Genomic DNA, 14,166 nt, shown 5'->3' with positions numbered 1-14,166 from the left:
TAAAACCACACAATAACCGCATTTGAAATGGTAAAAACAACATAACTCCCAAAAAAAAGCCGCAGAACGCAGTGATAAGCAAAAAGTATGAGGTCGATCACGCGGGGTTATTTTATCTTGTGATTTATGTTGCTTTAATGTGTGAAATTGAAGATAGATTATTAAAACAGTCACACAACCAACACCAGGCACAATAAAAAACAAAACCTATAAGAGAGCGAAGCAATGATGAATCAACGTTATGCCGCGATTGATCAGGGGACCACCGGCACCCGGGTCGTGGTGTTCGGCGAAGACGGCAGGCACCATTCGCCGGCCAGCATGCCGCACAAGCAGATCACCCCCAATCCGGGCTGGGTGGAACACGACGCCCTGGAGATTCTGGCGAATATCCGCCGCTGTCTCAGCCAGTGCGACATGGTGGACGCCATCGGTTTAGGGCATCAGGGCGAAAGTCTGCTGGCCTGGGACGCCGACAGCGGCCTGCCGCTGTACAACGCCATCGTTTGGCAAGATCAGCGCACCGAGCCGGAGATCCAGCGCCTGAAACGCGAAGGCGTCGAACCGCTGGTGATGGCGAAAACCGGCCTGCCGCTCGATACCTACTTCTCCGCCAGCAAGATGGGCTGGCTGATGAACAACGCGCCGGGGGCCAGGCAGCTGGCGCAACGCGGCCGCCTGCGGCTCGGCACCATGGACGCCTTCTTCCTGTTCCACCTGTGCGGCCGGCATCTCACCGACTATAACTCGGCCTCGCGCACCTCGTTGTTCAACATTCATACCCTGCAGTGGGACGAGGAGCTGTGCCGTTTGTTCGGCGTGCCGATCGACAGCCTGCCCGAGGTCAGAGACAACATCGGCCACTTCGGCGACGTCGTGCTCAACGGCAAACCGGTGCCGCTGACGGCCTGCATCGTCGACCAGTTTGCCGGTACATACGGCCACGGCTGCCATCAACCTGGGCAGATGAAGATCACCTTCGGTACCGGCGCTTTTTTACAGGCGATCACCGGGCCGCGTCCGATCGATGCCGGCGAGTCCGGCCTGTTGCCCACGCTGTGCTGGAAGCTGCCCGGCAGCGAGCCGGTGTATGGCCTGGACGGCGGCGTTTATAACGCGGCCTCCGCCATTAACTGGGCGAGAAAGATAGGCCTGTTCAACGATTTCGATGAATTCGGCGATTTCCCGGCCCAGCCGGCCATCGCGCGCGGCCTGGCCTTTGTACCGGCGCTCTCCGGGCTGGCCTGCCCGTACTGGGATCGCTCCGCCGCCGGGATGTGGGCCGGCCTGTCGCTGGAAACCGAACGCAAGGATCTGCTGCAGTCAATACTCGAAGGCATCGCCATGCGTTCCGCCGAGGTGATCAACGCCATGGATAAGTTGAAACCGATCGGCAACAGCATTTCGGTGGACGGTGGTCTGTCCGCCAACCGCTATTTCACGCAGTTCCTCGCCAACCTGATCCAAAAGCGCATCGTTACGCCCGCCAATAAAGAGATCACCGCTCAGGGCGTGGCGCTGTTGGCGCGTAAAGGGCTGGGCGTGGAACAGCCGCTCAAGGTGCTCAACCGCTATGAAGTGACGGAGCCCACCGAGGTCGATATGGCGGTCTGGTTTGCCCGCTATCAGGAAATCATCGCGCGTTCGCGCGGCTTACGTTCATCGCAGGAGGAACACCATGGCTGAGTTCGGTAATTTCATCATCTATATCATCATGGCCGGCACTCTGATCGGGGCGTTGGCGTCGATCGTCAAACCGGAAGGCGAACTGGGACGTGAGTTCGTCAACGGCATTCACGCCATCGGCCCGGTGTTTCTCGCCCAGGCGGGCATCATGGCGGCGATCCCAATCATCTCTTACCTGATCATGTACAGCATCGGCCCCTTCTTCTCGGCGCTCGGCTCCGACGCCTCGATCGCGGCGCTGGCGGTGATCGCCGTGGACATGGGCGGCTATCAGTTGGCTGACGCCATCGCCGCCAACCGCGACATGTGGATCGTCGCCATGTTGGTGGGCTACACCTCCGGCGCCAGCATCGTGTACCTGATCCCGGTCGGGCTTATCATGCTGAACCGCGACGACCATAAATATCTGGCGCTGGGCGCCATGGCGGGCCTGATCAGCATTCCGTTCGCCGTGCTGATCGCCCTGGTGACCATCACCTTCAACAACCTGCCGGTCAGGGAGATTATCTCCACCACGTCACCTGCCGCGCACTATCTGCAGTTGGACTTGCTGCAGGCGCTGCGGCTGCTGTCCCCGCTGTTCGCCCTGTGCTTCCTGTTGGCGTTGGGGCTGAAGCTGCGGCCGGCGGCGATGGTGAAAGGGTTCCTGATCTTCGGCAAGGCGGCGGATGCCTTTATCAAGCTGGTGTTGGCGCTGTGCATCATCGAGCATTTCACCGGTGTGTTTAAAAAGGTGTTCGGCGGCTGGGTATTCGATCCGTTATTTGCCGACAAAGACGAATTATTCCGCGCTATCGAGATCGCCGGTTATATCGGCATTATGTTGGCGGGCACATTCCCCATTTGTTATTTATTCCAGCGCTATTGCCGCAAGCCGATGCATTTCATCGGTAAAAAGCTCGGTTTATCGGATACAGGCGCGCTGGGCTTTATTATGGTATTGGCCAATATCATCGCCGTTTATCACCTGTTCAAAGGCATGCGCGCCCGCGATAAGGTGCTGTGCGTGGCCTTCGGCATCTGCGCACAGGCCACGCTGGGCGATCACCTAGCTTTTACCGCCAACTTCCAACCTTCGCTGGTGTTGCCGATCATGATGGGCAAATTCCTCGGTGGCATGATTGCTGTCCTGATCGCCATCAAGATCTCGGTGCCGGAAGCCGAATTGCTGGAAAAAGAACAGACGCAAAGGCAATCGACGGCCATCGCCGCCGCCGCTCGCTAAATTTATCCCTAAGCCATAAAAATAAACGGGGCGCGGCCTCACGGGGAAGCTGCGCCCTTTTTTCGCCCCGGACATCAATGATTGAGAGAACAAACGCTAATGAGAAAAATATTTTTAGCCTGCCCCTACAGCCACGCCGACGCCAACGTCGTGCAGCAACGCTTTATCGCGTGCAACGACGTCGCCGCCGCTATCGTACGCGCCGGCAGCGCCGTTTTTAGCCAGGTCAGCATGTCACATCCGATCAACCTGTGTTTGCAAGAGCTCGACAAAACCGCCATCGGCAAGCTGTGGGCGCCGATCGACGCCCTGTTCATGGCGGCGATGGATGAGTTGATCGTGCTCGATTTGCCGGGTTGGCAAGAGAGCGGCGGCATCAAGCGCGAGATGGACGCTTTCGCCGCACGCGGCTGCCGCGTCAGCCTGTGGTCCGAGGTCGCGGGCGAGTTCAACTGAGGCGTGCGCCCCGCCGCTTAGCGCGACGGGGCAGCGGCTTATTTGCCGTTGGCCAATTCGCCGTACACCACCTGGCCGCGGAAACCGCGCCGCACCTGCTGGAACAGCTCGCGGAACGCCGGGTAATCCTGCGCCTGGCACAGCGCTTCCTTGCCGCGAATGGCGTTCACCTGCAGGCGGTGATTGACGATCACCTGCTGCCCGTCGCGCCGCCACGCGACGCGATAGTCGCCCGCCGCATTGCGGAACTGCCTGTCTTGCGGAATGGCGATGATCGGCACGTTGGCCGGCAGCTGCAGACGGTAGGTTTCGTCGTAGCGTTGCGCGCTGCAGTAGAACGGCGTTTCATTGCCCGGCACCGCCGTGGTGGTATACAGCGTGCGGAACGACTTGCCGCCGGGTGGATTGGGCAGCGTCATGCCGCCCACCACGCCGAAATCGACGTAGTCGTCCGCCTTGAAGCGGAAGCGGTAACCGAACTGTTTTTTGAGATCCAACGGATCGCTGTTCATCGCCACTTCGCCGCTGCCGTCGATACCGGAGGCGGACATGATCGACGCTTCGGCCTGCGCCCGGTTCTGCCGGTTGATCTGCGAGAAGTAACCCCGCAGGTCAATCTCTTCCACTTCGCTCAGCCGACGCTCGGTTTGCCCATGCAGATTGCCCGCTTTATCAAACACGAAATCGACGCTCAGCGCGCTCTTGACCGGCTGCTCGTCGTTGCCCGGCGTGCGCGCCAGCTTGGCGTCGCGCGTCAGCAGCACCGGCGCCCCCAAATCGCCTTGCGGCAGTTGCCCGAACCGCGCCCAGGGATTGGTGGAATCCAGGTACAGTTTGAATTCCGGCACATAGGTGATGGCGTGATTAAAGCGGCTGAGTAGCGGCACTTTAGGCAGTAACGGGCCTTCATCCATACCGATCAGCACCGGCGAGCTTTCAATGCCTTTGGCGGCGAGCAGCGCCTCCAGGATCACCACGTGGTCCTTACAGTCGCCGTAGTGGTTGTCGAGAATACTCTGCGCCGAATTCGGCTCCAGCCCACCGTTGCCAAGATATACCGCCACGTAGCGAATGTTTTGCGCCACCCAGCGATAGAGGGCCTCCGCCTGCTCGCGCCGATCGCTGATGCCGGCGGTGATGTTGTCCGCCAGCGCCTGAATGCCCGGCGTCACCTTCGCCGCCGCGTCGGCCTTCAACTGATAGGCCTTGGCTAGCTGCGGCCACTCGCGGTAGGTGCTGGCCATGATGGTCGGGCTGAAGGTCCAGCTGTCCGCTGCCCAGTTTTGCGCCTTCATCGGCGCGCTGCGCGAATAATGCCAGCGCCAGTGCGCTTGGCCGTTGCGGACCTGCGGCTTGTCCCCGCCTTCCACGCCACGCGTGAAGATATGCATCGGCAGCTTGGCCGGTGCCTGCAGGGTCACTTCGGCGTCGTCGAACTGATCGAAAACGCTAAACGTCTCCCACAGGCCGAAATAGTCGGGGAAATACGGGGTGTTTTGCGTGCGGCGCAGCTCATATACCACGCGCGATCCCGGTGCCAGGTTGGAGAAAACGATGACGCGCACTTTGCGGTCGGCATACAGCGGCGCCGTGGCGCTGGAGTAGCTTTCCTGGGTGTAGATGCGATCGGGCGCCACGTCGTGGCGTTGGCCATCGGCGGTCAGCGTATAGGCGGCGACCACCTCCAGCGTTTCCATTTTCTCGCTGTAGCTCAGGCGGATCTGGCTGAATTTTTCGACCGCCGCCTTGGTTTTCAGCAGCACCTCGTAGCTTTCTGTCTTCACGTTGGTGGCGTTGGCGTTAACGCGATAATCCGCGCGATAGCGCACGAAGCTGAAATCGTTGTTGGCCGTGTCGTTCTGGCCCTGATCCGCCGTGGCGGGCGGTGCAGCGGCCAACACGGTGGCCGGGTGTGTCGCCGTCAAACCGGCGAGTAACAGTATGGAAGGAATTGCGATTTTCATCTTCGGTCCTTGAAGGGCAATAAACGGCGACGCCGGGCTACGCGCCCGTCCCGGCGTCAAAACAGGCGGGCACACTAATATAATTGAGAATCATTTTCAATAAACGGACCTTCAACGCCCGGGCTAGCCCTGCTCGATCAGCATCACGGCGGTGGTTTCCGGCTCCAGCGCTTCGAAAATATGCTCGCGATCGGCGGAGTAACTGATGTAATCCCCGGCGCTCAGCACCTGAGGCTGATCCGCAGGCCCGAGGCGCGCTCGTCCGCTGCTGATAATCACATGCTCGACGGTGCCAGGGGGATGCGGCCGGGAAAGTTTCGCTTCTCCGGGTTGCACCCGCAGCCGGTAAATGTCGCGTTGCGCGCCCGGTGGGCAGGTGGCCAGCAGCGTGGCGGCGTAGTTGCCCTGCTCCGACAGCGCCGACGTTCCCTCATGGGCGCGGATCACTTGCACTTGCCTGCTTGGCTGTGAAATAAGCCGGTTGACCGGCACATCCAGCGCCATCGCCAGCGCCCACAGCGTTTCCAGGCTGGGATTGCCGCTGCCGGCTTCGAGCTGCGACAGCGTGGACTTGGCGATACCCGCACGCTTCGCCAGCTCGGTCACCGACAGGTTCAATCGCTCTCGCTCACGGCGGATTGCCGCCGACAAGAGGCCGATCGGCGTAATGTTCTGCATCAGGTTATTGCTCATCGTTCGCTATATCATCCGCTTGTTCGACTTGACGAACAGCTGCATGCGTGTTCATCATAATGTCCAATTGTTCATTTTAATGATTAAGCCGCTTCACCACAAGCACGGTCAGGCAGCGAGGGAAACAACGTGAAAACAAAGACGCGCGGCGCAGTGCAAATGATCCTCGCCATGACTATCTCAGGCACCGTCGGTTGGCCGGTACTCGTTTTAGGGCAGCCGCCCACGACGGTGGTGTTTTGGCGCTGCGCGTTCGGCGCGCTGGCGATGCTGGTCACCTGCGCCGCGCTTGGGCAGTTGAAACCCGGCGCAATCAACCGGCGGCAGCTGGCTGTCGCCATCCTCGGGGGTATCGCGCTGGTGCTCAACTGGACGCTATTGTTTGCCGCCTATAAGCATGCCTCGATCGCTGTCGCCACCGTGACCTACCACGTTCAGCCGTTCATATTGGTGGTGCTGGGGGCGCTGCTGTTCGGCGAAAAACTGACGGCTGATCGGCTGGGCTGGCTTCTGCTGGCATTCGCGGGGATGGTGTTGATCGTCGCCGGCCGGCAGAGCGGTGGCGGCGAGGGTGACTATCTGCTCGGCGTGGCGCTGGCGCTCGGTGCGGCCCTGATGTACGCCCTGGCGGCGGCGATCGTCAAACAGCTGGCCGCGCTGCCGCCGCAGCTCATCGTGTTGATTCAGCTGACCGTTGGCACGTTGGCGCTGGCGCCGTTCGCCGGCCTGGCCACGCCGCCTGTGGCCCCCATCGACTGGCTGCTGCTGGCGACCCTCGGCCTGGTGCATACCGGTTTGATGTCCACGTTGTTATATGGCGCCATTCAGAAGATCCCCACGGCCCTGGTCGGCGCCCTGTCGTTCATCTACCCGGCGGTGGCGATCGTGGTGGACTGGGCGGTGTTCGGCCACCGTCTTAGCCTGCTGCAGTTGCTGGGCACGTTGGCCATTCTCGGCGCAGCTGCTGGCATGAACTTCGGCTGGCGATGGACGCTCGCCGCGCACCGGGTCGGTAAAATCGGTTAATCCCATCCGACGGGCAAGCTATGCACAATAAGACATTCGCCTTGCGCCCGGCGCGGTGCTATTTATTTAAACCGTGTAGGGTAGAAGGAGTGTTCTATGTGGCATCACCGCCTGCAACGGCGCATCCGTTTCAGCTACTGGAACGAACTGTGCGTCACAAAAAAATAAGGGAAGGCGTAAGCCTTCCCTTTTGTCATTCACCGCTCAGATCAGAAACGGTCGGTTTTCACCACGTCGTCGAACGGCAGTTTGCCGATGCGCGGATAAGGCTGCCCCGCCGCCTTGCCGATGGCGACCATCAGCGCGATCTGATAATGCGCCGGTTTATTGATAATCTCACCCACCGCGTCGAAATCAAATCCGTCCATCGGGCAAGAGTCGTAGCCCTGCGCCTTGGCCGCCAGCATCAGCGTCTGGGCGAAGATGCCGCTGCTGCGCATCACTTCGTCGCGCTGCACCTGCGGCTTGCCGCGATAATACTGATCGACAGCCGGGATCATGAACTGCTGTACCGGCTCCGCCGCCTCGGCCCAGACGTTTTTTACCTGTGACTCCCAGCTCGACAGATCGCCGCACAGCACGACCAGCATCGACGCGTCGGTCACCTGTGCCTGCCCCCACGCCGCCTCGCGAATTTTCTCGCGCTGGGCGCGATCTTCGATCAGCAGCGGGCGCCAGTGCTGCAGGTTAAACGCGCTGGGTGCGCCCTGCAGCGCGATAGTCAGCAACGCTTTTTTCTCTTCGAGCGTCATCACGTGCTGCGTATCGAACTGCTTGGTGGCGCGGCGCTGGCGGATTGCGTCTAACGTATTCATTTTACTGCCTCTGTCCATGTGAAAGACCCTATTGTCGCCAACGCGGCGCGGCTGTCCAGCCCCCGGCGGCTATTTCTGCGCGGTTTCGGCGCGCAAACGGCCGACTTGAGCCACCAGATCGGGCCACGGCGCCTGACCGGCGTAGTGCTGCCGCAGGTAATTGAGCAGGATGGCCATCTGCGCGTCATTCAGGTTATGACGAAAGCCCGGCATATAGCCCAGCTCGGCGTTAGCCGGCCGCTGTATGCCATCCAGCACCACGCGAATGGCGTTGTCCGGCGCGTCGGCGAACAGGTTAGTGTTCAGCGCCAGAGACGGCCGCACCCCCGCCATCTGCGCGCCTTTTTCCTGCGCATGGCAAGCCATGCAGGCGCCGGAAAACAGCCGCGCCCCTTCCGAACTCAGAGGCTCCACCTGCCGTTCCGCCTGAGCGTTTAACGTTGCCGCCGTAGCGCCCGCCGCCGTTTCAGGATGATAGCTGCGCAGATAGACGGCGATCGCCTGCAGATCGGCCTGCGGCAAGCGTGACAGCCCTTCTTCGATCACCGGCGCCATCGGACCGGCGGCGACGCCGTGGTTGGCCGAGTAGCCGGTACGCATGAAATCAGTCAGATCCTGCTGCGTCCAATCGAGCGGCGCGGGCGAGCGGCCGGTCAACGCCGGCGCCGTCCATCCCTCCGCCACGCCGCCGGCCAGGTGGTCGTCACCGGTTTTCTCGCCGAACAGCACGTTGCGCGGCGAATGGCAGGCGCTGCAGTGGCCCAGCCCTTCGGCCAGGTAAGCGCCGCGGTTCCAGTCGGCGCTCTGGGCCGCCTCGTCCTGCATCGCGCCCGGCGTCAGGAACAGCAGGTTCCAGGCAAAAATGCCCTGGCGAATATTGAACGGAAAGTGCAGATCGGTGGCCGGCGGTCGGGAGTTGACCGGCGGCTGCGACATCAGGTAGGCGTACAGCGCCTGCAGATCGTCGTCGCGGGTGCGGGTAAAGGCGGTATAGGGAAACGCCGGGTAGAGATAGCGGCCCTGGCGATCGACGCCGTGGCGCATGGCGCGTTCAAACGCCGCGTAGCTCCAGCTGCCGATGCCGGTTTCCACGTCCGGCGTGATGTTGGTGGTGTAAATGGTGCCGAAGGGGATCTCCATCGCCAGCCCGCCGGCGTTGCGCTCGCCGCCCGCACGGGTGTGGCACACGGCGCAGTCGCCGAGATCGGCCAGCGTTTTGCCGCGCGCGATCTGCGCCTCGCTGAAACTGTGGGTCGCATCGGCGGCGAGCGGTGCGATTTCCGGCTGCCAACTGGCGACCACGCCGGCCACCACAACGGCGATCGCCGTGACGCCGCCCCACCCGACGATTTTTTTCATCTTACTCATCTTTGCTGTCCTTGTTCGTTACGGGGGGTTAATGGCCGGCCTGGGCGCGCAGCGCGGCGAGCACCCGCGCCGGCGTAAACGGCACCTCGCGCAGCCGCACGCCGAGCGCGTCAAACAGCGCGTTGCCGATCGCCGCCGCACTCGGCACCGAGGCGGACTCTCCGGCGCCCATCGGCGCTTCGTCCGGGCGGTCAATCAGCTGGATATCGATCTGCGGCAATTCGTCGAAGCGCAGGATCGGATAGCCGCCCCAGTCCAATGACGTCACCCCCGTCTCGTTAAAGGTCACAAACTCTTTCAGCACCCGGCTGGCGGACTGGATAATGTTGCCGTGTACCTGATGGCGCACCCCGGCCGGGTTGATCATGCGACCGCAGTCATGCGCCACGAAGATTTTATCGAGCGTGATCTGCCCGGAAAGGCGATTGACGCTGAGATCGCACACCCAGGCCGCCCAGGCGGCACCAAAGCCGGGGAATTTGCTGTGGAAGTAGCGGGCATAGGCGAAGCCGCGGCCGCTCACCACTTCGGCGCCGGCGGCGTGCGACCGGTACGCCGGGCCGTCTTGCCAGTTGGCTTGCCGCTTCAGGGCCTCAATCAAGGCCACCGCGCGCGGATCGCTCAGGTAACGCAGGCGAAACGCGATCGGGTCCTCGCCGGCGTGCCAGGCCAGTTCGTCGATCCAGGATTCATGGGCGAACACGTTGGGCAGCGCCGAAACACCGCGCATCCACGACGCCCGCACGATCGGCGCGGCGTCCTGACAGATCACCCGCATGTGCGGATACGCGTATTGCGGAATGGCGGTGCGATCGCCCATCTGTTGCACGTCGGCCCGGTTGGCCACCTTGCCGGTCAACACCAGCGGCAAGGTCACCGCATTGTTGGAGGGATAGCTGGTTTTCAATTCGTAGGCCGCCACCCGGTTTTGCGCGTCGAGGCCGCCGCGTACCCGGATCAGCTGGCCGGTGCCCTTCGGCTCCCAGCCAGATTCCTGTTCGCGCATCAGCTGCACCCGCACCGGGCGGCCGGTGGCCCGAGCCAACAGCGCCGCGTCCGCCGAGACGTCGTCGGCGCAGTTGCGGCCATAGCAGCCGGAGGCCTCCATGCGGGTGATGTGCACCTGCTCAGGCGGCAATTCCAGCAGCGTGGCGATGTCTTTGCGCAGATCGTGCGGGTTTTGCGTGCCGGACCACACCTGCGCCCGCCCGTCTTTAACCTCCGCCACCGCGCAGGAAGGGCCGATCGAGGCGTGCTGATGGTAGGGCCAGACATAGTCGGCCTGCACTTCGGTATGCAGCGCCGCCAGCGCGGCGTCCGTTCCCGCATCGTCGCGCAGGACGCGGTCGGTTTTCGGGTTGGCTTCCAGCGCGGCGAGCAGCGCTTCCGGCGACAGATCCGGCAACCCGGCCCAGGGTTGCCATTTGGTTTTCAGCTGGCGCATGGCGGCGATCGCCTGCTCCTCGCGCTCGGCCACGATGCCGATGAAATCGTTGATCACCACCAGTTTCACGATGCCCGGCAGGTGCGCGATCGAATTTTCATCCACCGACAGCAGGCCGCCGCCCAGCGGGGCGCTGCTGTCGGCGCCTACGTAAGGCGGGCGCACCACCCGGCCATGCAGCATGCCGGGCAAGCGCAGGTCGTGCACGTAGGTCAGCCCACCGCTCACTTTGGCCGGAATGTCGACCCGGGCAACGGCGCGGCCGACGTAGCGATTCTGGTGTTCGCTGTTCAACTGAACGTTTTTATCCAGCATCACGTGCAGATTCTGCCCACTCGCCAGCTGTGCATAGCTCAGTGAGCGCCCCGGGTTTTTGGTCACAAATACCTGCCCCGCCGCCGCCGTCAGCTGGTCGGCCGGCAGTTCGAAGGCTTTGGCCGCCAACGCCGTCAGCATGTGCCGCACCTGCGCCGCCGCCTGTCGCAGCGGCACCGACGTGACCTGAATGGTGGCGCTGGCGATGGTCGGCCCCTGATCCGGCGTGCGCTGCGTATCGCCAAGGATCATCGTGACGTGCTCGAACGGCACGCAAATTTCTTCGGCGACGATCTGCGCCAGCGCGGTGCGAATGCCGGTACCCAGATCGACGTGACCATTGAAGGCCGTTACCCGGCCGTCGGCGGTGAGGCTGATAAAGCTGTCCACCCGATCCAGCGGCAGATCGGCAGGCGCTACAACCGCCTCGGCGGCGAAGGCGTTAAACGGCGCGGGCAGCAGGCTGCTGACCATCACCACCCCGCCGGCCTGCAACAACTGGCGGCGAGTCAGTTCGAGGCGGCTCATGCTTGCCTCCGTGCTGCCAACAGATCGCGGGCGCGCTCGGCGGCGTGCAAGATCTCAAGGTGAGTGCCGCAGCGGCACAGGTTGTAGGCCAGCGCTTTCTTGATCGTTTGCTCGTCCGCCTCCGGCTCGCGTTCGAACAACGCGACCAGCGTCATGATCATGCCGTTGGTGCAGTAACCGCACTGCGCCGCCTGCTCATCGACAAACCCCTGCTGCACTGGATGCAGCGCGTCCGGTGTGCCCAAGCCTTCCAGGGTAGTGACGGATTTGCTTCCTACGGCGGACAGCGGCATTGAACAAGAGCGCGCGGCGACGCCGTCGATCAGCACCGTGCAGGCGCCGCATTCCCCCAGGCCGCAGCCGTATTTGGGGCCATTCAATTGCAGATCGTTGCGTAAAACGTACAGCAGCGGCGTGTCGGGCGCGAGATTGCCGAGTGGAACCACCCGGCCATTAACATTGATTTCCATGGTGAAACTATCCCTTAAACAAACGGATTTAATCCGTAACATCACTGCGAAGAACAATTGAGCAGCGTGCTAATAATTATCATCAAAAGACATGATGATGTTAAGGGAATGTAGCCGCCATGGCTTTAACGAAAAGTGGGTATTTCCTATAAATTTCCTATAGATAAGCTCGGTTTTATGATTGCTGGCCGTGATTATTGTCGATCGTCAATTCGGCCTCGGCGCCGTCAACCAACAGCCGCACGCTGGCTTCGAACAGCGCGTCTGCGCCCTTATCCTGCAATGTTTCCCAGCCTTCGCACAGCAGCGGGTAACGCCGGCGATCGGCGTCATTCAGCGCATCGTCCGACTGCATTTGTTGCTCTTCCAGCACCCAGCCCACCACGAAACGTCCGACGGCGAACAGCAGATTAACGGCGCGTTCCGGCGTCAACCCCGCCCGACACAGCAGCGCCACCTTGGCCTCAATGATGGCGAATTGCGGTTCCTGCGGCCGGGTGCCGGCATGCAGACGCGCGCCGTCGCGGTAAGCCAGCAGCGCCCGACGGAAATGGCTCGCATTGGTAACGACCCAATCCTGCCAGGGCATGTCGGCGGGCACCTCTTCACGGTGATCCAACATGATGGTTTCCGCCATCGCCTTCAGCAGTTCGGCCTTGTTCTTGAAATGCCAATAGAGCGTGGGAGATTGCACCCCCAAATGTTGTGCCAGGCGACGGGTGCTCAGGGCATCGATGCCGATGTCATTCAACAACGCCAGCGCCCCGCGCAGGACGGTCTCTCGCGTTAAACGCGTCGCGGTATTTTTTTCGCTCATCTCTCTATCACTGATAGGGTTACTATGGAATACTCAATACTCTATCACTGTTAGAGTCGCAATTTTGAAAAAACCTATGCTGGTTATTTTGTTGACGGTATTGCTGGATGCGGTAGGCATCGGCCTGATCATGCCTATCCTGCCGGCGCTGTTGCGCTCACTGGGCGGCCTCGACGCCGGCAGCGTGCATTACGGCGCGCTGCTGGCGGCGTATGCGTTGATGCAATTCCTGTTTTCACCGATCCTCGGCGCACTGAGCGATCGTTTCGGCCGGCGTCCGGTGCTGTTGATTTCGCTCGCCGGCGCGGCGGCCGACTATCTGCTGATGGCGTTCGCGCCGACGCTGGCCTGGCTCTATCTGGGCCGGTTGCTGGCGGGCATCACCGGCGCCAACATGGCGGTCGCCACCGCTTACGTCACCGATATTACCCCCGCCGGCCAGCGCGCGCGGCGTTTTGGCCTGGTGGGCGCGGTGTTCGGCGTCGGTTTTATCGTCGGTCCGCTGCTCGGTGGATCGCTGGGCGAATGGCATCTGCATGCCCCCTTCCTGGCGGCGGCGGCGATGAATGCCCTCAACCTGATCATGGCGTTTTTCCTGCTGCCGGAATCGCGTAAACCCCGCGCCCGCGCCGCCGAGAAAATCCGCCTTAATCCGTTTTCGTCATTGCGTCGGCTGCACGGCAAACCGGGCCTGCTGCCGCTGGCCGGTATTTACCTGATCATGGCGCTGGTTTCACAGGCGCCGGCCACGCTGTGGATTTTATACGGTCAGGATCGTTTCGGCTGGAGCATGATGGTGGCGGGCCTGTCGCTGGCCGGTTACGGCGCCTGCCACGCGCTGTCGCAGGCCTTCGCCATCGGCCCGCTGGTCGCACGGCTCGGCGAGCGCAAGGCACTGCTGATCGGCCTGGCGGCCGACGCGCTGGGTCTGGTGCTGTTATCGATCGCCACCCGCGGCTGGGCGCCCTTTGCGCTGCTGCCGTTCTTCGCCGCGGGCGGTATGGCGCTGCCGGCGCTGCAGGCGTTGATGGCGCACAAGGTGGACGACGATCATCAGGGCGAGCTGCAAGGGACGCTGGCCAGCATGGGCAGCCTGATCGGCGTCGCGGGGCCGCTGGTCGCGACGGCGCTGTACGCCGCCACGCGCGATGTCTGGCCCGGCCTGGTCTGGGCGTTGGCCGCCGCCCTGTATCTGTTGGTTCCGCTGTTGCTGGCGCGTTCGCGTGAGCGTGACGCGGCGTAGCGTCGAGCTCACCCTCTCCCGATTAAGCTGATTTATGGCTAAGCAAGGCATTATTCAGCATAAGCGGGCGCTTTACACGCCACTGCGCCGCTCATTATCATCGCCCTTATCCCGCC

The 14,166-nt window shown here is 62.1% G+C and carries 12 protein-coding genes; 5 read left to right on the top strand and 7 right to left on the bottom strand.

From position 1 onward, the window contains the following. Window positions 1–225: 225 nt before the first annotated feature. The 3 genes from ACJ8J5_RS05700 (at window position 226) to ACJ8J5_RS05690 (ending at window position 3,367) form a co-directional block, all read left to right on the top strand. Complete coding sequence (locus ACJ8J5_RS05700; RefSeq protein ID WP_197810885.1) at window positions 226–1,686, top strand: FGGY-family carbohydrate kinase; 1,461 nt, start codon at window positions 226–228, stop codon at window positions 1,684–1,686. Then, window positions 1,679–2,911 (top strand): ethanolamine utilization protein EutH, encoded by a 1,233-nt coding sequence (gene eutH, locus ACJ8J5_RS05695; RefSeq protein WP_033643135.1) that lies wholly within the window; start codon window positions 1,679–1,681, stop codon window positions 2,909–2,911. The genes ACJ8J5_RS05700 and eutH overlap by 8 nt, the downstream gene beginning before the upstream one ends. Window positions 2,912–3,010: 99 nt before the next feature. Further along, window positions 3,011–3,367 (top strand): DUF1937 family protein, encoded by a 357-nt coding sequence (locus tag ACJ8J5_RS05690; RefSeq protein ID WP_049205691.1) that lies wholly within the window; start codon window positions 3,011–3,013, stop codon window positions 3,365–3,367. Window positions 3,368–3,405: 38 nt separating this feature from the next. On the opposite strand, the gene ACJ8J5_RS05685 is transcribed toward ACJ8J5_RS05690, so the two are convergent. Together ACJ8J5_RS05685 and ACJ8J5_RS05680 are read right to left on the bottom strand one after the other, a co-directional pair. Then, on the bottom strand, window positions 3,406–5,331 hold the full coding sequence (locus tag ACJ8J5_RS05685; RefSeq protein WP_414104483.1) for a DUF3857 domain-containing protein: 1,926 nt from the start codon (window positions 5,329–5,331) through the stop codon (window positions 3,406–3,408). A gap of 123 nt (window positions 5,332–5,454) precedes the next feature. Next, on the bottom strand, window positions 5,455–6,024 hold the full coding sequence (locus tag ACJ8J5_RS05680; RefSeq protein ID WP_414104482.1) for a helix-turn-helix domain-containing protein: 570 nt from the start codon (window positions 6,022–6,024) through the stop codon (window positions 5,455–5,457). Window positions 6,025–6,153: 129 nt separating this feature from the next. Here ACJ8J5_RS05680 and ACJ8J5_RS05675 point away from each other — a divergent pair, with 129 nt between their 5' ends. Next, on the top strand, window positions 6,154–7,050 hold the full coding sequence (locus tag ACJ8J5_RS05675; RefSeq protein WP_414104481.1) for a DMT family transporter: 897 nt from the start codon (window positions 6,154–6,156) through the stop codon (window positions 7,048–7,050). A gap of 209 nt (window positions 7,051–7,259) precedes the next feature. Here the strand turns inward: ACJ8J5_RS05675 and ACJ8J5_RS05670 are convergent, their stop codons facing one another. The 5 genes from ACJ8J5_RS05670 to tetR all read right to left on the bottom strand — a co-directional run bounded on the left by ACJ8J5_RS05670 (window position 7,260) and on the right by tetR (window position 12,807). Beyond that, window positions 7,260–7,865 (bottom strand): nitroreductase family protein, encoded by a 606-nt coding sequence (locus ACJ8J5_RS05670; protein WP_038871554.1) that lies wholly within the window; start codon window positions 7,863–7,865, stop codon window positions 7,260–7,262. A gap of 69 nt (window positions 7,866–7,934) precedes the next feature. Then, complete coding sequence (locus ACJ8J5_RS05665; protein ID WP_414104480.1) at window positions 7,935–9,233, bottom strand: c-type cytochrome; 1,299 nt, start codon at window positions 9,231–9,233, stop codon at window positions 7,935–7,937. A 28-nt stretch (window positions 9,234–9,261) separates the two neighbouring features. Next, window positions 9,262–11,520: a xanthine dehydrogenase family protein molybdopterin-binding subunit gene (locus tag ACJ8J5_RS05660; protein WP_414104479.1), complete on the bottom strand. Its 2,259-nt coding sequence runs from the start codon at window positions 11,518–11,520 to the stop codon at window positions 9,262–9,264. Then, window positions 11,517–11,990: a (2Fe-2S)-binding protein gene (locus ACJ8J5_RS05655; RefSeq protein ID WP_025302897.1), complete on the bottom strand. Its 474-nt coding sequence runs from the start codon at window positions 11,988–11,990 to the stop codon at window positions 11,517–11,519. The genes ACJ8J5_RS05660 and ACJ8J5_RS05655 overlap by 4 nt, the downstream gene beginning before the upstream one ends. A 175-nt stretch (window positions 11,991–12,165) precedes the next feature. Next, window positions 12,166–12,807 (bottom strand): tetracycline resistance transcriptional repressor TetR, encoded by a 642-nt coding sequence (gene tetR, locus ACJ8J5_RS05650; RefSeq protein WP_043143511.1) that lies wholly within the window; start codon window positions 12,805–12,807, stop codon window positions 12,166–12,168. Here tetR and tet point away from each other — a divergent pair. Continuing rightward, window positions 12,725–14,050, top strand: coding sequence for a Tet(A)/Tet(B)/Tet(C) family tetracycline efflux MFS transporter (tet, locus tag ACJ8J5_RS05645; RefSeq protein WP_306789722.1), 1,326 nt, complete (start codon window positions 12,725–12,727; stop codon window positions 14,048–14,050). The genes tetR and tet overlap by 83 nt on opposite strands. The last annotated feature ends 116 nt before the right edge of the window (window positions 14,051–14,166 follow it).

Origin of the sequence: Serratia sp. CY43202 (genome assembly GCF_052168755.1) — a bacterium.
Classification (GTDB): Bacteria; Pseudomonadota; Gammaproteobacteria; order Enterobacterales; family Enterobacteriaceae; genus Serratia; species Serratia bockelmannii.
The sequence above is the reverse complement of the archived record's forward strand: the minus strand, read 5'-3'. Positions and strand labels throughout refer to the sequence as shown.

What these genes read in the sequence shown, in the direction of transcription:
- tet (WP_306789722.1), top strand. Translation starts at nt 12,725, where the DNA reads ATGCCGATGTCATTCAACAACGCCAGCGCCCCGCGCAGGACGGTCTCT.
- ACJ8J5_RS05660 (WP_414104479.1), bottom strand. Translation starts at nt 11,520, where the DNA reads ATGAGCCGCCTCGAACTGACTCGCCGCCAGTTGTTGCAGGCCGGCGGG.
- ACJ8J5_RS05680 (WP_414104482.1), bottom strand. Translation starts at nt 6,024, where the DNA reads ATGAGCAATAACCTGATGCAGAACATTACGCCGATCGGCCTCTTGTCG.
- ACJ8J5_RS05655 (WP_025302897.1), bottom strand. Translation starts at nt 11,990, where the DNA reads ATGGAAATCAATGTTAATGGCCGGGTGGTTCCACTCGGCAATCTCGCG.
- ACJ8J5_RS05690 (WP_049205691.1), top strand. Translation starts at nt 3,011, where the DNA reads ATGAGAAAAATATTTTTAGCCTGCCCCTACAGCCACGCCGACGCCAAC.
- ACJ8J5_RS05670 (WP_038871554.1), bottom strand. Translation starts at nt 7,865, where the DNA reads ATGAATACGTTAGACGCAATCCGCCAGCGCCGCGCCACCAAGCAGTTC.
- ACJ8J5_RS05685 (WP_414104483.1), bottom strand. Translation starts at nt 5,331, where the DNA reads ATGAAAATCGCAATTCCTTCCATACTGTTACTCGCCGGTTTGACGGCG.
- ACJ8J5_RS05665 (WP_414104480.1), bottom strand. Translation starts at nt 9,233, where the DNA reads ATGAGTAAGATGAAAAAAATCGTCGGGTGGGGCGGCGTCACGGCGATC.
- ACJ8J5_RS05700 (WP_197810885.1), top strand. Translation starts at nt 226, where the DNA reads ATGATGAATCAACGTTATGCCGCGATTGATCAGGGGACCACCGGCACC.
- tetR (WP_043143511.1), bottom strand. Translation starts at nt 12,807, where the DNA reads ATGAGCGAAAAAAATACCGCGACGCGTTTAACGCGAGAGACCGTCCTG.
- eutH (WP_033643135.1), top strand. Translation starts at nt 1,679, where the DNA reads ATGGCTGAGTTCGGTAATTTCATCATCTATATCATCATGGCCGGCACT.